Genomic DNA, 19236 nt, shown 5'->3' on the forward strand with positions numbered 1-19236 from the left:
GCTACTCCTGCTCAATACGAATACGGTGGTCGCTGGCGCTGCGCTCAACGATACGACCAAAACTGTGAAGCGGTATCGCCGCCTCATCGGCCAGGGCTATCACCTGCTCGAGACTGTCCGGACTGACCGCTAACAGCAGACCACCGCTGGTTTGCGGGTCACACACTATATGGCGTGCACGCTCGGTCATCGGCGCCAGTTTACTGCCATAACTCTCGAAATTACGCTCGGTACCACCGGGAATACAGCCCTGGTCGAGGTAATATGCCAGTTGCTCAAGCTGTGGGATTTGGCTCATTTGTAGCTCGGCATCGACACCACTGCCCTCGCAAACCTCCAGCAGGTGGCCGGCAAGACCAAAGCCGGTCACGTCGGTAATTGCATTAACGCCGGGGATCTTCGCTAAAACACTGCCAATTGTATTCATTTGGCACATTAAATCTGCTGCAACCCCTTCATCTTCTAGGCGTAGCTTCTGCTGTTTTTGCGCCGTCGACAACACCCCGATACCGAGTGGCTTGGTCAGCAGTAAATAATCACCGGGCTTGGCGCTGTCATTACGCTTTAAATCATCGAGGGCAACACTGCCTGTTACCGCCAGGCCAAAAATCGGCTCAGGGCTGTCGATACTGTGGCCGCCGGCCAGCGGAATACCCGCATCGAAGCAAGCCTGACGCCCGCCCTCGACCACCTGCTGAGCGACTTCTGGTGCCAGTACATTCACCGGCCAACCCAGTATGGCGATCGCCATCATCGGCTTGCCGCCCATCGCATAGATATCACTGATGGCATTGGTTGCCGCAATCCGGCCAAAGGTAAATGGGTCATCGACGATTGGCATGAAGAAGTCCGTGGTGCTGATCACCCCCTGACCATTACCAATATCGTAAACAGCCGCGTCATCTTTGCTGGCATTACCGACAACCAACTTGTCACTGGCGGCGATGGGAATCTGCGTTTTCAGTATGGTATCGAGTACGTTAGGGGCAATTTTGCAGCCACAACCCGCGCCATGGCTATACTGTGTCAGTTTTATCGAGCTCATATTTAGGGTCCTAAATCGCAATAGCCGGCATTTTACCTGAGTTTCTTGCTCGCTGGGGTTTTTACCCGGCAGTTAGACGCTTATAATGACTTTTTTAACCTCGCATTGCACGAGTACATATAATGAATAAAACCTTTGGATTCGCCCAAGCAGCTTTGCTGCGCGCGTTTATTGCAGCGGTTGCCCTCTGTTCCCTGTTGGCCTCTGCGGCCCATGCCGAAGCCCCCGGCTTTACCTTTACTGCCATCCCCGACCAAGACGAGAGTCAATTGCGACAGCGCTTTGCTATTGTGGCCGATCACCTGTCAAAAGAGCTTGGAGTCAAAGTCGAATATATACCGGTTAAGTCCTATGCCGCTGCTGTCACCGCATTCCGTAACAACCAAGTACAACTCGCCTGGTTTGGCGGTCTTTCTGGGGTCCGCGCCCGCGGCCTCGTCAACAATTCACAAGCCATTGCACAAGGCGCAGAAGACCCAGAATTCAAAAGCTATATTATTGCCAATCGCAGCACCGGCCTGGCAGCCAAGCCAGCCTTCCCCAGCGACACTGGTGAGCTGAGTTTCACTTTTGGCTCCAAGGGTTCAACCTCCGGTCGACTGATGCCCGAGTATTATATTCGCAAGAATACCGGTCTGGCGCCGGACAAAGCCTTTGCCCGCGTCGGCTTTAGCGGCGACCACAGTCGCACCATTGCCCTGGTAGAGGCTGGTAGCTTCGACCTGGGGGCGGTGAACTATAAGGTTTGGGACAAGGCGGTTGCCGAGGGCAGAGTCGACACTGAGAAGGTGACTGTTATCTGGACCACACCGAGCTATCCAGATTATCACTGGACGATTCGCGGTGACGTCGACAGCCAATATGGTGAGGGTTTTTCCCAGCGCCTGCAGCAGGTACTGATTGACATTAAACAGCCTGTCATCCTCGAGGCCTTCCCACGTAGCGGCTTTATCGAAGCCGACAATAACGACTTCGCTCCCATCGAGTCCGTTGCCCGCGAACTCGGCCTGATGCGTTAATGGCAGTAAAGCCTCAGCCTGCAGAGTCAGATAACCGAGAGGTTATCTGCCGTCTGCACAGCCAGCAACTCGGCCATGGCAACCAGCCGGTATTACACGATATCGACCTTACCCTTTATCGCGGCGACCATGTTGCCGTCTTGGGAGCCAGCGGTGTTGGCAAAACCACGTTGCTGGCAAAGCTGTACCAACAGATGGCCGATGTCGCCGCCTATAGCCCGCAACAGCACGGCTTGGTTGAGGCTCTCAGCGCCTATAACAATATTTATATCGGTGGCTTGGAGCGGTATCATTGGCTCTATAACATCAGCAATTTGATCAAACCTAAGCGCCAAGACTGGCTGCAGATCAGTCGGCTTGCCGACGATTTAGCCATTGCCGACGAGCTGACCAAATCTGTCGACAGGCTCTCCGGCGGCCAGAGACAACGCGTGGTGATCGCCCGGGCACTGTTCCAACAGCGCCAGATTTTCATTGGTGACGAGCCGGTGGCGGCCCTCGATCCCGTTCAGGCAGGTCGCTTACTCGCTCTGATCCAGCAACAGCACCACAGCAGCATTTGCGCACTGCACCAGAGGCCGCTGGCGCTACAATACTGCAACCGTATTATTGGCCTCAAACAGGGTGCCATCGCCTTCGACCAACCCAGCTCAGCAGTCAGCCTCGATGACCTCACCGCGTTGTACCGGTGATGCTGCGCCAATCGACCGCCATCGCCTACCGTAACATCGCAGCAATATTTCTTTTTTTCACCGCTATTGCCTTCTACTTCGGCGATTTTACCCTCTACCAAACTGACCCACTTGCAGCCTTGCAACACTTTGCCAGCGGCTTCTTATCTCCACAAATCAGTTCACTCGACGAACTCATTCAAGCCTTGCTCACCACGATTGCCTTCGCTCTTATCGGTGTTGCAGCTTCGGTTGTTCCAGGTTTTCTACTGGCACTGGTCTACCACTTTACCGTTGTTCGCTGGCTGTGTAGTTTCGGCCGTGCAGTGCATGAGATTTTTTGGGGGTTGTTGTTTCTACAAGTCTTTGGCCTCAGTGCCAGCACTGGCTTGCTGGCCATTATCATCCCTTTCAGTTGCATCTTTGCCAAGGTCTATTCCGAGCAGTGGGCCAGTCATGGTGCCGACGCCGATGGCATTCACGGGGATTCGGTTTCGGTACTGATTTATGGTCGTCTTGCCCGCAGCTGGACCGCCATGTGCCACTACACCCGCTATCGCTTCGAGTGTGGACTACGCAGCGCCACTCTGCTCGGATTTATCGGTTTGCCGACCATCGGCTACCATCTCGATACCGCCCTTAAACAGCTTCAATACCAGGAGTCGGCCACCTATTTGCTGCTTTTTTACCTACTGACAGCAACCATCAAATACTGGCTGCGACCTGCGCTGATTCCGCTGTATTTGATCGCCGCAGTGGCCTTATTGCCGGCCTTTGCTGGCACCGCTGATAATGCCCTGTGGCGCTTTATCAGCCAGGATATTATTCCCTACCCACTGCAGAATGGTGTCGATGGCAGCGCCATTGCTGCTCTGTGGCCATGGCTAAGCAGCCTGATGACCAACACCGGCTGGCTGGCCATCGTCAACACACTGATACTGACTGTCGCCGCCACCGCGGTCAGCGCCCTGCTTTGCCTGGCACTCTTTCCACTGGCCAGCAACCGTATCGACAACCCGGTTATCGCCTTTGTCGGCAAGGCTATGTTAGTGGTTTTTCGTGCCACCCCCGAATTACTTTTTGTCTTTATTATCTTGCTGATGACAGGGCCCTCGATGTTGCCTGCATTAATCGCCCTGGCCTTGCACAACGGAGCCCTGCTAGCCTTTCTATTGGCCAAAGAGCTCGATAATATTGATACCAGCGAGCATGAGACGCGGGGGGTGAATGGCTGGTGTTATTTCTGGCTGCCGCGGGTATTTGGCCCCTTCCTCAGTCTGCTGCTATACCGCACCGAGCATATTCTGCGGGAATCGGCCATTGTGGGTATTATCGGCATTACCACCCTCGGCTTCTATATTGACAGTGGCTTCGAGGATCTCCACTTCGATACCGCCTTCTTTTTTATCGTCATTACCGCCTTGTTAACCCTAGTAACAGACTCCATATCGCGCCGCGCGCAGCGCTATATAGGCAATTAATCTTTCGGGTGGGCTGCCTGTCTGGCATCGATATAAACCCGGTAGGCGAAGATGGTATAGAGCGATGAGAACAGTGCGTAGACAATATTAAACAGCGCTTCAAAGACGATAAAAGCCGGTGCATCTGTGTCTAGCAGCTCAGCAATGCCGAAGTAGGGCAGGTAGAGAAGAGCGCTGATAATCAAGCCGCCACCGATGATACAGGGCATTAAACCGGTGGTTTTGGTCCAGCTTAATTGCAGGCTTTCCAACGGCTTTTGACCATTTAGCACCAACTCAAAGCCGGCAAAGGCATACTTGCCGGCAAAATAAATCCCCGGAACAATCAGCAACGACAAACCCAGCACTATCACCACCATGGCCAACACCGATAACAGCAAATACGCAGCCCAGATATCCTTGGCTGCCCACCAGCTCTGCAGCGGCGTTACTTTTTCACCGCCCACCGCTGCATCGACGTAAATAATAGTCGCCGCACCATAAATCGCCGACGCCGCTAAGCTCACCACAATCAACAAGATCTGCAGCCCCGCCTGACTATCGTCAGCCATGGTGTTGGATAACAGTGCCATGATAATTTCGAGGGGTATGGCAATCGGTAAAATAATCCACGCCAGGGCAGCAAAATTATTCTCAAAAAAACGCCAGCTATCTCTTAAAAAATTACTCACCACAAGCGAACCCTTACCCTTAGTTAGTATTAATATCTTACTGATTCAATTGAGATTAAACCAGTTATCCAGACAACAATGTGGCCGAGATGACAACCGAATCAACAATAAACCTGCCGCTGGTCGATCTCGGCTATCTAACATCACCGTCACTATTCAGCCTCCGGCTGAACTGCTAACGTAATGCCATCTTTATTAACAACAATAAAACATTATGATTACTGAAAACGCGGTTATTTCCGACACGGTTACCATTAATGCACCGGTTGAATTAGTCTGGCAGATCCTCGTCGACTTCGAGCAATATCATCGATGGAATAAATTTTGCCCACAAATTATCAACCATAGGTTGGCCATCGGTGAGGCTGTTGATATGCAGGTTGAACTCGGTAATGGGTTGCAGCAACAGGTCGAGTACATCGAAGAAATCACCCCCAACACATCGATTAGCTGGGGCGTCAGCCAGCCGGATAAAGAAACCCTATACGCCAGCCGCAGCCAACGTTTAACCGCGCTGGATAACAACCGCTGCGAATACGTCAGTGTCGACGCGTTCTCCGGCAAGCTCACCGCATTGGTGATCGAGCACAGCGGCGCAGCAGTAGAACGGGGCTTCAACCTCTGTGCCTACGGTTTAAAAGAATACGCCGAGGCACAGTTTCAGCAGCAGGCTTAAGCTAGGGCAGTTGACGATAGGCCTGCTCAAGCTGGCCTAACCATGGCGCCCCCTTGGGTGCCCGTTGCTTTAATGCCTTCAGGTAGTACCCTGCCTGGGCCTTGTCACCCTGCTTGATCAAGAAATCGGTCAGCGCGAACAGGGTCTGCAAGTCATTGGGATTCAACTGCCACGCCTTGGTAAAGGCAGTCGTGGCCTGCTCGGCATCCTCATTCATTAAAGCCACAGCCAAAATATACTGATAGCGTGGGTTCTCCGGCGACTTCACGGTGGCCTGTTGTAAGTCTGCCAGCGCCAGGGGCAGTTGCTTGGCCCGCACATAGTAAAGCCCGCGGGCATGCAGGAGACCGCCACTGTTTGGCGCCGCTCTGACACCCTGATCCAGCACCGACAGTTCCTGCTCCGGCCGGTTGAGTTGGCGCTTCATATCGGCCAGCGCGACATAGGCCAAATCGGAGCTGGGCTCGATACGAATAGACTCCTTAAAGGCCTGCTCGGCTTTTTTATACTCCGCCAGATTCAAATAGCTGAGGCCAATATTGAAGTGCGAGCCACCGCGATCACCGTTGAACAACTGTACGTCGATATACTCATCCAACGCTTTTTTCAGACGCTGCTGATCGGCGGCGGCCAGCTTGGGCATGTATTCGCTCAGCGCGGTTGCCGCCTCGGTGCGAATCGACAGGTGCTGATCCTCTAACAAACCGTTTAGTAGGCGCCAACGACTCTCGATAGGCATCTGCCGGGCACCGGCAATGGCACCGGCGCGCACCAACGTTTGCTCACTCTCAACACCGCGCTTGAGCGAAATAATAGTGTTCGGGTCGTTATAATTTTGCATCCGCAGCAGGGCGGAGCCACGGATAATCGCCGGATAATTTTGATCCTGGGCAATCTTGGCCAACGACTGACCACTATCGATACCGCTGTCGGCACGACTGAAGGCAACAGAGAAGTGCTCCGAACCAATCAGCGTCGAGTTAGGATAGTGCTGTTGCATCTTCGCCAGCGCCCATTGATCGTCCTTGTCCTCATGACAGCTGCTGCAGGCATTCGGTGCTCCGGTGGTCAGCGATAGGTCGGGGCGGGGAATAGTAAAGCTGTGATCGCGGCGATCGTCAACTTCCATATAGCGGGTTTGCGGCATATGGCAGTCGACACAGGCGCTGCCCTTGCCAGCCTCAGCTGTGACCAATACCGGGTGCATGGTGTGTTTCCTGGCACTGTATTCTGCCGCGTTGTGGCACTGGGTACAGGTTTGATTGATATCGAATTTTAATTCGGCGGTATGGGGGTTGTGACAGTTACTACAGGTCACCCCCTGCTGGTGCATCTTACTCTGAATAAACGAGCCATAGACGTAATCTTCATCGTAAATTTGGCCATCGGGATAATACAATGACGGCTCTAACAGACTCAGTCGATAGCGACTGTCAAAGCCCGTAGATAAATGGCTGTTATCATCATTGAGCTGGTTGCGGCGGGCGTGACATTGGGCGCAGGTCTCAACCTGGTCGCTGTGCTGAAGCGTCTTGGGCATCAGCACTTTCGGGGTCGGCTCGTACTCGACGATTTGGCTGGCTATGTTATTGAGTGAGCTATCGTCACCCTTGGCACCGGCATTGGCCCACTGCCGATGCTCCTCACCGGGGCCATGACAGGCCTCACAGCCAACGCTGATTTCAGCGTAATCGGTGTCGTAGGTGTTAGTGGTTATATCGAAGTTTTTCTGCAGATTGGTCGAGTGACAATCGGCGCACATGCTGTTCCAGTTTTGACCGGTATTAAGCCAGTGAAACTGATGATCGGCGGTCTTAAAATCGGGGTATAAATCGTACCAGCGCTGGCCGCCCTCGGCCTCGCTGCGGCTATCCCAGGTATACGGTAATAATTGCACGCGGCCATCGTCGAAGCTGACCATAAACTGTTGCAGCGGGTAGACACCAAAGGTGTAATCGATCTTATGCCGACTCAGCTTGCCCTCGGCATCGGTCTCGGCCAACCAATAGCTGTCACCTTCGATATAGGGCTTGATGACGACCTCGCCTAGGCTGCGCTCAACACCATCAAAGTCGGCCTGCATAGTCGATTCATCCGCCTTCATCATCGCCTGCTGGTGTTGCGAACCCTGCCACTGCTGATACTCGTCACTGTGGCAGGCGGCGCACTGCTGACTACCTATGTAGCCGTCACTGGCATGCAGAGTAAGGCTGAATAACAGAGCCAAACTATTGATTAAAAAAGCGTTGATACGGGCCATGATCATTCCATTAAATAATTAAAGCGGCTTGATTATAAAGCCTTTTGAAGCCGAGACCCGATTGTTTAAGTAATTTAACTTAAAGCCCTTTGCCGTCGTCTCGGCTCTCTCACTAGTGGGCCTGTTCCCAGTTATCACCGCGACCAGCGTCGACAATCAAAGGCACCGATAGCGCTACGGCCTGCTCCATGATCTGTTCAATTTTAGCGGTGATCACTTCTAATTGCTGCTCATTCACCTCCAGCACCAATTCATCGTGTACCTGCATCACCATTCGCGCATCGATGTTTTCAGCCTCTATCCAGCGCTCGACGTCAATCATCGCCTTCTTAATAATATCGGCAGCGGTGCCCTGCATCGGCGCATTGATGGCGGTACGCTCGGCGGCTTGACGGCGCATGCCGTTGCGACCGTTGATCTCTGGCAGATAGAGGCGACGCCCATAAAGGGTTTCAACATAGCCCTTCTCCTTCGCCAAACGCTTGATATCATCCATGTACTGCGCCACACCGGGGTAGCGCTCAAAATAACGTTCGATGTATTCCTGTGCCTTATTGCGCCCCAGCCCCAATTGCTTGGCCAGTCCAAAGGCGCTCATACCGTAAATCAGGCCGAAGTTGATCGCCTTGGCGCTGCGACGCTGATCATCGCTGACCTGAGCCAATTCAACGCCAAATACCTCGGCAGCGGTGGCCCGGTGGACATCCAAGCCGTTGGCAAAGGCATGCCGTAAGCCGGCATCGCCGGACAGGTGTGCCATGATACGCAGTTCGATTTGCGAGTAATCGGCGGCCACCATCTTATAGCCCTCGGCGGGGATGAAGGCGTTGCGAATACGGCGCCCCTCACCGGAGCGCACCGGGATGTTTTGTAGGTTGGGATCACTCGAGGACAGACGACCCGTGGCGGTCACCGCCTGATGGTAAGAGGTGTGAATACGGTTGGTATCAGGGCAGACCATCTCAGGGAGTTTGTCGGTATAAGTCGACTTTAGCTTCGATAATCCGCGATATTCGATAATAACCTTGGGCAGGGGATAGTCCAGCGCCAACTCGACCAAGACCTCCTCCGCCGTCGAAGGCTTGCCCTTCGGTGTCTTCTTGATGACGGGTAATTCAAGCTTCTCAAACAGCACTTCGCCCAACTGCTTCGGCGAGCCCAGGTTGAATTCCTGTCCCGCCAGGTCATAGGCCTCGGCCTTGAGCTCTTCCATCCGCTCACCCAGTTGGGCACTCTGCGCCAACAACATATCGGCATCGATACGGGTGCCATTTTTTTCGATGTTGCCCAATACCGTTAGCAAAGGCATTTCAACCTGTTGATAAAGCGCCAATAAGCTGGGCTCTGCCAGCAACTGCGGATACAGCACATGATGCAGGCGCAAGGTGATATCAGCATCCTCTGCCGCGTAGGGGCCAGCCTGCTCCAATGCAATCTGGTTAAAGCTTAATTGCTTCACCCCTTTACCGGCAATATCCTCAAAGTGGACGGTCTCGATATCGAGGTATTTCAACGCCAGCGCATCCATATTATGTCGGCTGCCGACCGAGTTAATCACATAAGACTGCAGCATGGTGTCATGGGCAATACCTTTCAACTCAATCCCGTGATTTTGCAGCACATGGCGGTCATATTTAAGATTTTGACCGACTTTAGCCTTGTTTTCATTCTCTAACAGCGGCTTGAGACGGCCTAATACCTGGGCCTCTGTCAGCTGTTCTGGCGCATCGATGTAATCATGACCAAAGGGCACGTAGGCGGCACTGCCTTCCTCGGTGGCGAAGGAGACACCGACAATACGCGCCTCCATGTAATTGATACTGGTGGTCTCGGTATCGAAGGCAAATAACTCAGCCTGCTGCAGTTTGACCAGCCAGGCATCGAAGTCCGCCTCGGTTAGCACGGTTTGATAATTGGTATTGCTGGGGGCATCGGGAATGGCGATATCGGCCTCGATCGGCGCCGATGCCGAGGTTGGAATCGCCGCCGTGGTGGCTCGTGCCTTGGGCTTGACCACCGAGTTCGGGTCGTCGATCTCCTTTACCCAGCCGCGAAATTCCAGCTCTGCAAAGAGCCCACGCAAGGTCTCCACGTCGGCGTCGGCCATGACCAACTCATCGAGGTGCTGCTCCAGTTCGACATCGCATTTGATGGTCGCTAAACGATAAGACATATCGGCGTTCTCACGCTCTTTCTCCAGCTTCGCCTTCATCGTCTTAGCGCCGCGGAAGGTGAGATCTTTAATATCGTCGAGGCGTTGGTAAATCGACTCCAGTGAGCCCAGCCCCTGCAACAAGGCCTTGGCTGTCTTCTCGCCGACACCGGCAACACCGGGGATATTGTCGACTTTGTCGCCCATCAGCGCTAAAAAGTCGATAATCAGCTCGGGGCCAATGCCAAACTTTTCAACCACACCGGCCGGGTCCATTACCGTGTCGGTCATGGTGTTAACCAGTGTCACGTGTTCGTTGACCAGCTGCGCCATATCCTTGTCGCCGGTGGAGATAACCACCGGTACCTTTGCCTCGGTGGCTTGAGCGGCGAAAGTACCGATGACGTCATCGGCCTCGACACCAGGCACCACAATCAGGGGAAAGCCCATGGCCTTAATAATCTGCTGGATCGGCTCTATTTGGCTGCGTAAATCATCCGGCATCGGTGGACGCTGCGCCTTATAAGCCGGGTACATATCGTCGCGGAAGGTCTTGCCCTTGGCATCAAATATGACCGCCGCATGGCAGCCCGGATAATCCTTTTGCAGCCGGCGCATCATATTAATAACGCCTTTAATAGCCCCGGTCGCCTGACCCTTTGAGTTGGTCAGTGGTGGCAGTGCATGATAGGCGCGATAGAGGTAGCTTGAGCCGTCGACCAAAACCAGTGGTGACTGAGAAGAATTATCCATAGGGCGTATTCGTAGTATCCATGTAGTGAGCAAGAGACCGCCGGCAAAGCAGTAGGGCGGCGAAAATTAGTAGCTTGATGGCCTTATTTAACCACAGTCTGAGAAAAAATAATCGCCTGCGGCCAACAATCCCTGACTGGTGAGGTAATAGTTAACTTTACGAACTAATATAATCGACGACAGAGGTGTATTATTGCCTGTATTGACTAAAGACAACGCTCACAAGAGGTAATTATGGCGGTCTACACCGTGTTGGAAGAAAGCGATATCGCATCGTTTATTGGTCGTTACGGCGTCGGCACTCTCGCCGGCTACCAAGGCATTGGCGACGGTATCGAAAACACCAACTATTTTGTCAGCACCGATGTCAGCCAGCTTGCCAGCGAAACCTCGACCGCCGACCAGCGACAGTTTGTGTTAACTGTGTTCGAAGAGCTCGAGCGCAGCGATGTCGAGTTCTACCTCAACTGGCTGCAGGTGCTCAACGATGGCGGTCTGCCCGTCGCCGCGGCCTTGGTCGACAGCCATGGCAGCAGCTTACAAACCGTTGAGGGCAAGCCGGCGGCATTATTCCCCCGTGCCAGCGGTGGTCACCTCGACAATGTCACTGTCGAGCAGGCGTTCTCCGCCGGCGCAGTCATGGCCAAGATGCATTTAATCGCCGCCCAGCACAGCGCCCAACATGACAGCCCAAAAAACTTTGCCTGGGTCGAAGACAGCATTGCCAAACTGCTGCCCTTAATCGATGACGCCGACGCCCAATTGCTCACCGATAGCTGGCAGCAGGCGATGGCGACACTGCCGCAATATGAACTGCCCTCTGGTATTATTCACACCGATTTATTCCGCGATAACGCGCTGTTTGACGGCGATGACGTCAGCTGTATCCTGGACTTCTACAGTGCTGGCAACGGCCGCTTTGGCTATGATTTAGCTGTGCTGGTCAACGACTGGGCCAGCGAGCAAGATGGCGAGTTAAACGACGACAAACACCGCGCTATTTTGGCCGGCTACGACTCGGTCAAGGCTCGCAGCCAAGATGAAATCAAGGCCTGGCCGCTGTTAATGCAATTAGCCGCCATCCGCTTCTGGGTATCACGGCTGACCACTATCCACCTGCCATCGCTGGACCACCGCCCCGGGGCGCTGACCCAAACCAAGAACCCCGAACAGTACAAGGCCATTCTGCTGAAGCGTCAACAACTGGCCTAGAAGGCCAATAGACGCTCCCAAAACCACAGTGCTGACAGGCTGCCGAGGCTATAAACCGCCAGCCAACGCCAGCGCTTAATCGTGTCGGCGGCTCCAGTCGTCGCCTTCATCAACAGCGCCAAAACGGCGATCACCGCCAATTGCCCGAGCTCCAGCCCGAGATTAAAACTCAACAGGGCGACGGCAATCTCCCCCTGTGGCAAGCCAATGTCACTCAGCGCACCGGCGAAACCCAGGCCGTGTAACAGGCCAAAGCCACCGGCGGCCAGCCACGGTGAACGCTTTAGCCACATTGTTTTAGAACGGCCAGATAACTCAACTGCCACCACAATCAGGCTCAGCGCAATAAACACCTCGGCCAACTGCTGCGGCAGACTGACCAGGCCCAGCACCGCCAGGCTGAGGGTAATGCTGTGGCCGACGGTAAAAGCCGTAATCGTCCACAACAGCTGCTGGCCCAGACCAATCAACAGCATCAGGCCAATCACGAACAATAAATGGTCAATACCACCGAGCAGGTGCTCGACACCCAGCTCGCCATAGGACAACATCACCTGCCAGACATCGGGTTGTTCGGGCAGGGTAAAAAGGGCTTGCTGCGGCGACAGCAACTGCTGGAAAACTCGGCCATCGGCCAGGCTGACGCGCAGTATCACATCGGCTCCACTGCTGGCGATATTGCTGGCGCCAAGCTGACTGCCAACAATCGATGTTGACGCGCACGCCATCACCCAGCGGGCTTCAATCGCCGTCGCATGTCGAATACTTTCAGCCTGACCCAGCGGTTGACAAGAGGCCGGCATGACGGGCACCATTTGATTACCCGGCGCCGTCTTCAGCGGTGTTTTCCAGCGTATTTGATAGCGTTGATGATCAGCCTGTTGCGTTACTGACAGCAACGCCGGAGCCAAGGGGTGTGCCGATAGATTGACGCTAAGACTGAGGGCGAAAAGGACAACCATTACCTGCAAACCAACGTTAATCCGCCACATAAGCCAACACCTCACCACTGTCGATAGGCTCTACCACCACCTCATACTGCGCTAGCAACTCGGCGACAGTCTCTCGATAACCCTGCTCACGGGCAGCTTGATCGAGCTGGGATCGAATCTGAAATGCCACTTGTGCCTGCAGCTTGGCTGCCGCAATTTGACGGCTGGTCGGATAAAACACATGCCAGCCGTAGCTCGATGCCACTGCCGCTGACCACTGCCCAGTCGGCAGCAATAGAATCTGTTGAGCGGCCTCTGCACCAAACAGCGCCGCCAGTTGAGACTCACTCTTAAGCGGCAGTTGATGACCATTATAAAACGCACGGCCTTGCTCAATAGCCTGCTCGACAGTCATCGTCTCATCGGCCATAAGGCGCTGTACCAACTGCTCTGCCTGGGACTTCGACGAAGCGCTTAAGCCTCCAAAGTAGGCATGACTGACAGCCACACGCGGCGGTCGCAGCCATGTCGGGTAATGCTGCTGATAATAGGCCTCGATGTCGCTATCGGATGGTGTCGCCACCTCGACAGCGCGACGATAACTCTCCGCCATCGATTGAATCAAATAACGACGTATCAGCGGGTCGCGCTGACGCAATTGCTGGTCATCCAGCGCCGCTGCCGGCGAGCTGACAGAGCCCGCTTCAACATAGCGACTCAGCTGTGCCAAGCGTTCAACCACCACCGGCATCGTCGCCAGGCCGTTGGCCTCGGCCTGTTGATAGAGCAGTTCCTGCTCGATCAAACCGTTGATAATACCGCTCATCTCCATCGTCGTCGGTGACGCTCCCTGCTGCCATCGCCAGCGGCTCAGCGCCTGTTGTTGCTGATCGGCAGTAACCAGCAATACCGGCTTATCCGCCAGCCAGTATTCACTGGCGACAAACAACAGCAGGCCTATCGCCATGAACTGCGCCATCGGCAGCGCCATCAATGTTTTCAATTTATTCACCACACCTTCCACCACTCTTGTTGCGATTGCTCATCGACTACAACTCAGCCGCGTTTGGGGTATACCAAATCGGCGACGTCCAGGCACGTTCCTGCAACACCGGCTCATAAAACGGCTGTTCAACCGGATCGATGCAACACCTGCCGTAGATATCACCCATGCCGCCAATGTCATCTTTAACCCGCTCGGTTGCCGCTGCGGCTTGATCGCTACAGCTGTCGGCAAAGGGGTCCACGCCGGCGCTTTTACACTGCAGCGTACTCCAGCGGCAGGTGGGGTTTTCCAATACTCGGACATAGTAAAACGCGCGCTGGCTGGCGTCGAAATCCGGGTCCTGCCAGACCGTACAGAGGTCGGCATAGCCCTGTCCCACTGGGGCACAGGTATTCTCATCAACCCAGGCACCATTATTTGCATTACCCGCCACATCCACTACCTGCTCATGGCTGTTACCCTCAGCATCGACCCAGCCTTTGATGATTTGCAGTCGCTGTAAGTCGGTACCCGGCTTGTCGAGCGTACCGGGATCTTTCATTGCGGTGACCACGAAAGAGGGCACGCCACCCTCGGGAGCCCGGGTTAAATCACCACCCATTGGCACGCCGCCATCGTAGCCCTGCTGTACCAGGTTCGGTGACTGACAAATATTCGCATCGTAGTCCCAGCCTCCAAAGAAGCGCACAATTGGCCGAGTACCACTGGTGGCATAGCTTTCTTTACGGCGCATGCCTGAGAAAATCGCATCACGGGAATTCTCTTCGGCCCAGACCACTGCCAGGCCGCCGGGGTTATCCTCAAAGTGATCCTGAACATTGCGGTAGCCCGCATCACGACGACCGAGATGGCCGGTATAGTTATCTTCCTCGGCACCGCCAGGGGTGGCGCTGTGGGTGTCAGTCGAACCAATAAAACCCATAACGAATGGGTTCTGACCGCCATTCTGCTCGGCCAAGACCATGCCGTCTTTGAGCACATTGCGCAGCATATTACGGCGGGCAAAGTCCTCCACCGGTACCGGGGCACCGACATCGGTCTGCATTTCACCGAACACGACACCGAGAGAGGCTAGATTGTCGGTGAGGTTTTGTTCGAAGGTACAGAGTTCATCCTCGGTATCGACACCGATACCGGCGACACGGTCGAAGCGGCATTCGGAGGCCGCCTTGTGCTGGGTCATCTCAACCACCGGTTCGAAGAATAATCGGTCGTCTATCTGCTGCTGATTCTCCGGGTCGGGAAACATCCAGCCACCGGCCAAATTTGGGTTGTGCGGGATCGACATCACATCGCAGCCCTTATCACCATCGGTACACTGCTCACGCAGCAACTGCCACAGTTTAGGGAAGTTACGCGTGCCAGTTTCATAGGTGCTGATCGGCAGCGGCGTCACCCGATCATTGCGGAAGATGACATTGCGATGGAGGTTTTTAAAGCTCGGCGCATCGGTATATTCATAGCCGACAAAGGAGGTGAATTGACAGTCGCTGGAGCGGTCATAATGATCCTCGGCGGCCTGTTGTATATTGCTCCAAAACTCACTTAAACGATGGCCACAGTCAGCGCCGGGTAGATCGCAGACACGGGAGCGTTCTTTAATCGCCTGCTCGCCAGAGACACCGATACGCTGCCACCAGTCCGCCGCCAACAAAGCCACATAAAAGTTTTCACTGCGGCTCATAATACACATCGGCCACCAGTAGCCCAGTGCCCAGGGGTCGGTGGTACAGATATTCATCTCACCGAGGAATTCGGCGTGGTCGGTGACCGCGGTAAAATCGAGCGGCCGAGAGATCTGCGCCGTAATCGCCTGTTCAGCACTCTCATTAGACAGCATGATTGCCTCGCCCTTGGCATAACGATAAGCGGCCCAGGGGTCATTGCGCTGATTCGAAATATAGGAATCAAACGAATAGCTGGTATGCACGTGAAGGTCGCCAAACATCGGCTGGCGCAGATGGTCATAATTATCGCAGGGCTCTCTTTGCTCTGTACGCTCAAACGCCGGTGATTCACTGCTGCTTTGTGCAGCCGTGTTATTCACGGTAAAGGCAATCACAATAGCAGTTGCCCATCTCATCCATCGATGCATAGCTAACATCCTTAAAGGTATTATTTTTTTGTCTTTATTAAAGCATTTGTCAGCGACATAACAACGCATCAACCATTTTAAGTCAAACGACTTAAACCCTCTATTCTATCCGTCTCGCCTGTTTTGATGAGGGCCGCCTTTTTCCAGCCACAAAAAAGCCGGCACACGCCGGCTGCTATATTTATTGCTTCCTGGCTAAACGCCGACTTCGCCGCCGTCCATCTTGCGAATAACAACTGTCGCATCCCGCGGTCGCAGGGTCATGCCGACAGGCGTTTGCTCCGTGGCGTCATTGGAGTAGGGCCAGTTGCCGGGGTGCTGGATATTGGCAAATACCGAGGTGTACTCAGAGGTCATGGCAAAGCCGGTGACTTCACAGCCATTGGGGCCGACGAAGAAGCGCTTGAGCTGATCCTGATTGTCACCGCTCACCACCGCCTGTTGATCCTGACTATTCACCATAGCTGAGGGTACTATAGCCAGCATTTGATCATTGGTGTGGTCGGAGACCGCGCTGGCACCATTGTCGGTTTGCACCCACATAATGCCACGCTGATCGAAGGCCAGACCGTCGGGGCTGGCCAGCTGGTTGAGTTCAGTCAGACCAGAGCGGTTGACCGCCTCATCGCCATCGGCCGGGGCGCCGAAAAGGAAGATATCCCAGCTGAACTCGGTGGCATTTGCGCCCTCATCCCAGCGAATAATGTGGCCAAATTTATTATCGACACGCGGGTTGGCCGCATTGGACTCAACTCGCTTGTTATTATTGGTCAGGGTGAGATAGACAGAACCACCGAACGGGTCGACGGCACACCACTCTGGCCGATCCATTGGCGTGGCACCGACCAAATCGGCCGCGCCGGCAGTATTGAGTATCATTGCCGCCAAGCTATCGAAGCTGTCTGCCAGGATGCCACCATCGGTAGTTTTGCCGTCGAGGCTGAGGGGCAGCCATTCTCCGATACCACCCTCGGTAAACTTGGCGACATACAACGTGCCGGCGTCCATGTATTTCGCACCGGTGCTCAAACGATCATATGGCTCGGCATCGGCACTGTCCCACAACGCCGCAGAAACAAACTTATAAAGATATTCGAACCGGGAGTCATGGCCGGAATAAAACACCACAGGCTGTCCTTCGACGAGCTTGCCAAAGACACAACCCTCGTGGCGAAAACGGCCAAGAGCTGTGCGCTTCACAGCCCGTGAATTAGGCTTATAAGGATCTAGCTCAACAATATAACCGTGGCCGTTGGCCTCGTTACGGTAATCATCACTGCCCGAAGCACCGCTGGCAGTGACGTTGAAACGGCCAAATTCATCGGATCGCTCCTCACCGTCGCCCGCCAAGTCATCCCAGCCATAGCGTGTCTTGGTCTCGCTGATGCCAATCCGCTGCTGATCCTCCGGCAGAATGCCATTATTGGCAAAATACCCCGGCCAATTTTCCTCACAGGTCAGATAAGTGCCCCAAGGTGTGTAGCCATTACCGCAGTTGTTTAGTGTGCCGCGAGCCTGGCTGCCATCGGGTGAAAAAGGTGTCTCTAGGTAAGGGCTGAATGACAGCGGCCCGGACAAATCAATCACGCTGGCGCCGGTGATACGCCTATTATAAGCGTCGTCCTTAATCACCTGCCAAACATCGTTAACCAGCTGCACCCGAACGACGGTAATGCCGTGGGCATTAATTTCCTTGCGTACCTCGTCGACATCAATGCGCAGTTTTTTGTCGTCCAGGGTGGCGCCGTTAGGGTGCAGCACCGACTGATCAATATACTCGTGATTGATGCACAACAGGCCGTCCTCAGCACTGCCATTGAGCGGGAAGAAGTGCATGCCATCGTGATGCATGCCGACGGCATTCTGTTGATCGATGGCACTATTGCTGCCATCTTCTTGCCACTCCCGCGCCAGGCTATTAAGCGGCGTTCCCCAAGGCGCGAGAACCTGTGCGCTATAACCTTCTGGTACCACCACGGCATCGAGTTTGGCGCCATCGATGGAGTCGAAGCCCAATACCACATCGCTTCTATCGGCAATATCAGGACCCGGATCAGGCACTGGCGACGAGTTCGAGGAATCGGTGCTACAGCCAGCCAAACCGAGGCTGCCAACAGCAGTCAAGGCACTGATACCCAGTCCGCTGCGGACGAAGTGGCGGCGAGATAAATGCTTATCCAGTACCTGCTCAAAAGACGGATTAATGCTGCGATTATACTGGGTAGGATCAAACGTCGCTTTACTCATGGTGTGTCTCCAAAGGTAATCTTAATGATTATTTGGTCACCATGCTAATGCGCTTAAATGACGACGCGACGACGAATTTATTACAACAAGAATAAATTCTATCGCGCCGTTTCTGTGCCGCTCTAAATTAGAAGCACTTGGGTAGTTCGCGCCCAATGTGCTGCATGAACTGCTGAAAACCATGGCTGGAAAATTCGATGTCTGCTGCCAGTGGATCCAACTCCAACACGGTTAACTGGTGATCAGCCAGCAGGGTTTCGACCGGCTTGAGGGCAAATTGAGGCTGGCTAAAGATGCAGACATTGTCGACACCCTGAAGTTGCTGTTGCAGAGCAGCGCGCGACGCCGCACCCAGGCTCTGCTCATGCTCACCGTAGAAGGCTGCTAACTGCGTCAGGCCATAGTGGCTGGCGAGGTTGCCGTAGGCATCGTGCAGAGCGACAAAGTCTCGCTGCTGACTATCGCTCAAATCCGCCCGTAGTTGCTGATCAATCGTCGCCACCTGCTGTTTCAGTGCAGCCAAATTGGCGGCAATTTCTTCAGCATTATCAGGATAGGCTGAGGTCAGACTGCTCGCCGCCGATTCGGCCAGGGCCATCGCCGTGACAGGGTTCATCCACAAATGGCTGCCGCCCTTGGTTAGCGTCGGCATATTGGCCAAACCCTGGGTCAAATTGACACTGCTTGGGTGCTGTGCCGCCTTGCTCATAATCGGCTCGAACTCTGCCCCCAACCAGTAGAATTGGCGACTCTGTTGCAGCGCACGGCCCTCTGAGGGGCGCATATGGTAGTGGTGACCACTGTGGCCATCTCGCACCAAGTACGCCACCTCGACAGACGCCGGCGCGATAGCGCGCAGCAACATTGCCATCGGTTTCACTGTCGTCATAACGGTAGCATTGTTGCTGTCAGCGGACGCGGGCAGGGTGAATATCGCCAACAAGCAGGCGGCTAGAATGGGGGATCGGAACAACATGGCAGTTAACTCTATAATCTATAATGTGATATTATAACAT

Annotated in this window: 14 protein-coding genes; 5 read left to right on the forward strand and 9 right to left on the reverse strand. The window is 54.3% G+C overall.

Annotated elements, in window-relative coordinates; all coding sequences use genetic code 11:
• Position 1 precedes the first annotated feature (1 nt).
• Complete coding sequence (gene selD / locus L9P87_RS15415) at positions 2-1045, reverse strand: selenide, water dikinase SelD (RefSeq protein ID WP_237445652.1); 1044 nt, start codon at positions 1043-1045, stop codon at positions 2-4.
• Positions 1046-1167: 122 nt separating this feature from the next.
• Between selD and L9P87_RS15420 the strand changes: the two genes are divergently transcribed.
• The 3 genes from L9P87_RS15420 to L9P87_RS15430 are packed head-to-tail and all read left to right on the forward strand — an operon-like array spanning position 1168 to position 4216.
• Positions 1168-2064, forward strand: coding sequence for a putative selenate ABC transporter substrate-binding protein (locus L9P87_RS15420; protein ID WP_237445653.1), 897 nt, complete (start codon positions 1168-1170; stop codon positions 2062-2064).
• Complete coding sequence (locus L9P87_RS15425; protein ID WP_237445654.1) at positions 2064-2756, forward strand: ATP-binding cassette domain-containing protein; 693 nt, start codon at positions 2064-2066, stop codon at positions 2754-2756. The genes L9P87_RS15420 and L9P87_RS15425 overlap by 1 nt, the downstream gene beginning before the upstream one ends.
• Positions 2756-4216 (forward strand): PhnE/PtxC family ABC transporter permease, encoded by a 1461-nt coding sequence (locus tag L9P87_RS15430; RefSeq protein WP_237445655.1) that lies wholly within the window; start codon positions 2756-2758, stop codon positions 4214-4216. Before L9P87_RS15425 ends, L9P87_RS15430 begins: the two co-directional genes overlap by 1 nt.
• On the opposite strand, the gene L9P87_RS15435 is transcribed toward L9P87_RS15430, so the two are convergent.
• Entirely contained in the window at positions 4213-4887 is a 675-nt protein-coding gene (locus tag L9P87_RS15435; protein WP_237445656.1) for a hypothetical protein, read from the reverse strand. The genes L9P87_RS15430 and L9P87_RS15435 overlap by 4 nt on opposite strands.
• Positions 4888-5101: 214 nt before the next feature.
• Here L9P87_RS15435 and L9P87_RS15440 point away from each other — a divergent pair, with 214 nt between their 5' ends.
• Complete coding sequence (locus L9P87_RS15440) at positions 5102-5563, forward strand: SRPBCC domain-containing protein (protein WP_237445657.1); 462 nt, start codon at positions 5102-5104, stop codon at positions 5561-5563.
• Between the two features lies 1 nt (position 5564).
• Here L9P87_RS15440 and L9P87_RS15445 read toward each other — a convergent pair whose 3' ends face one another.
• Both L9P87_RS15445 and polA read right to left on the reverse strand, forming a co-directional pair.
• Positions 5565-7823: an ammonia-forming cytochrome c nitrite reductase subunit c552 gene (locus tag L9P87_RS15445; RefSeq protein WP_237445658.1), complete on the reverse strand. Its 2259-nt coding sequence runs from the start codon at positions 7821-7823 to the stop codon at positions 5565-5567.
• A gap of 112 nt (positions 7824-7935) precedes the next feature.
• The gene (gene polA, locus L9P87_RS15450) at positions 7936-10728 is read right to left on the reverse strand and encodes a DNA polymerase I (protein WP_237445659.1); all 2793 of its coding nucleotides are present in this window, start codon (positions 10726-10728) and stop codon (positions 7936-7938) included.
• A 234-nt stretch (positions 10729-10962) separates the two neighbouring features.
• Between polA and L9P87_RS15455 the strand changes: the two genes are divergently transcribed.
• Positions 10963-11940: a homoserine kinase gene (locus L9P87_RS15455; protein WP_237445660.1), complete on the forward strand. Its 978-nt coding sequence runs from the start codon at positions 10963-10965 to the stop codon at positions 11938-11940.
• On the opposite strand, the gene L9P87_RS15460 is transcribed toward L9P87_RS15455, so the two are convergent.
• From L9P87_RS15460 to L9P87_RS15480, 5 genes are all read right to left on the reverse strand, one after another.
• A complete protein-coding gene (locus L9P87_RS15460) occupies positions 11937-12932 on the reverse strand; it encodes a HupE/UreJ family protein (protein ID WP_237445661.1) in 996 nt (331 codons plus the stop codon). The two genes, L9P87_RS15455 and L9P87_RS15460, sit on opposite strands and share 4 nt — an antisense overlap.
• Positions 12919-13884: a peptidyl-prolyl cis-trans isomerase gene (locus tag L9P87_RS15465; RefSeq protein ID WP_237445662.1), complete on the reverse strand. Its 966-nt coding sequence runs from the start codon at positions 13882-13884 to the stop codon at positions 12919-12921. The genes L9P87_RS15460 and L9P87_RS15465 overlap by 14 nt, the downstream gene beginning before the upstream one ends.
• A gap of 37 nt (positions 13885-13921) precedes the next feature.
• The gene (locus L9P87_RS15470; protein WP_237445663.1) at positions 13922-15961 is read right to left on the reverse strand and encodes a DUF3604 domain-containing protein; all 2040 of its coding nucleotides are present in this window, start codon (positions 15959-15961) and stop codon (positions 13922-13924) included.
• A 207-nt stretch (positions 15962-16168) separates the two neighbouring features.
• Positions 16169-18220 carry a PhoX family protein gene (locus L9P87_RS15475; RefSeq protein WP_237445664.1) on the reverse strand — a complete coding sequence of 684 codons (2052 nt, stop codon included), beginning with the start codon at positions 18218-18220 and terminating at the stop codon, positions 16169-16171.
• A 127-nt stretch (positions 18221-18347) separates the two neighbouring features.
• Positions 18348-19196: a metal ABC transporter substrate-binding protein gene (locus L9P87_RS15480; protein ID WP_237445665.1), complete on the reverse strand. Its 849-nt coding sequence runs from the start codon at positions 19194-19196 to the stop codon at positions 18348-18350.
• Between the last annotated feature and the right edge of the window lie 40 nt (positions 19197-19236).

The sequence above is a fragment of the Sinobacterium norvegicum genome (genome assembly GCF_923077115.1).
In the GTDB taxonomy this organism is placed as follows: Bacteria; Pseudomonadota; Gammaproteobacteria; order Pseudomonadales; family Sinobacteriaceae; genus Sinobacterium; species Sinobacterium norvegicum.

Coding starts and splice junctions, on each gene's coding strand:
- L9P87_RS15425 (WP_237445654.1), top strand. CDS start 2,064: ATGGCAGTAAAGCCTCAGCCTGCAGAGTCAGATAACCGAGAGGTTATC.
- L9P87_RS15480 (WP_237445665.1), bottom strand. CDS start 19,196: ATGTTGTTCCGATCCCCCATTCTAGCCGCCTGCTTGTTGGCGATATTC.
- L9P87_RS15460 (WP_237445661.1), bottom strand. CDS start 12,932: ATGTGGCGGATTAACGTTGGTTTGCAGGTAATGGTTGTCCTTTTCGCC.
- selD (WP_237445652.1), bottom strand. CDS start 1,045: ATGAGCTCGATAAAACTGACACAGTATAGCCATGGCGCGGGTTGTGGC.
- L9P87_RS15420 (WP_237445653.1), top strand. CDS start 1,168: ATGAATAAAACCTTTGGATTCGCCCAAGCAGCTTTGCTGCGCGCGTTT.
- L9P87_RS15430 (WP_237445655.1), top strand. CDS start 2,756: ATGCTGCGCCAATCGACCGCCATCGCCTACCGTAACATCGCAGCAATA.
- L9P87_RS15475 (WP_237445664.1), bottom strand. CDS start 18,220: ATGAGTAAAGCGACGTTTGATCCTACCCAGTATAATCGCAGCATTAAT.
- L9P87_RS15455 (WP_237445660.1), top strand. CDS start 10,963: ATGGCGGTCTACACCGTGTTGGAAGAAAGCGATATCGCATCGTTTATT.
- polA (WP_237445659.1), bottom strand. CDS start 10,728: ATGGATAATTCTTCTCAGTCACCACTGGTTTTGGTCGACGGCTCAAGC.
- L9P87_RS15470 (WP_237445663.1), bottom strand. CDS start 15,961: ATGAGATGGGCAACTGCTATTGTGATTGCCTTTACCGTGAATAACACG.
- L9P87_RS15445 (WP_237445658.1), bottom strand. CDS start 7,823: ATGGCCCGTATCAACGCTTTTTTAATCAATAGTTTGGCTCTGTTATTC.
- L9P87_RS15440 (WP_237445657.1), top strand. CDS start 5,102: ATGATTACTGAAAACGCGGTTATTTCCGACACGGTTACCATTAATGCA.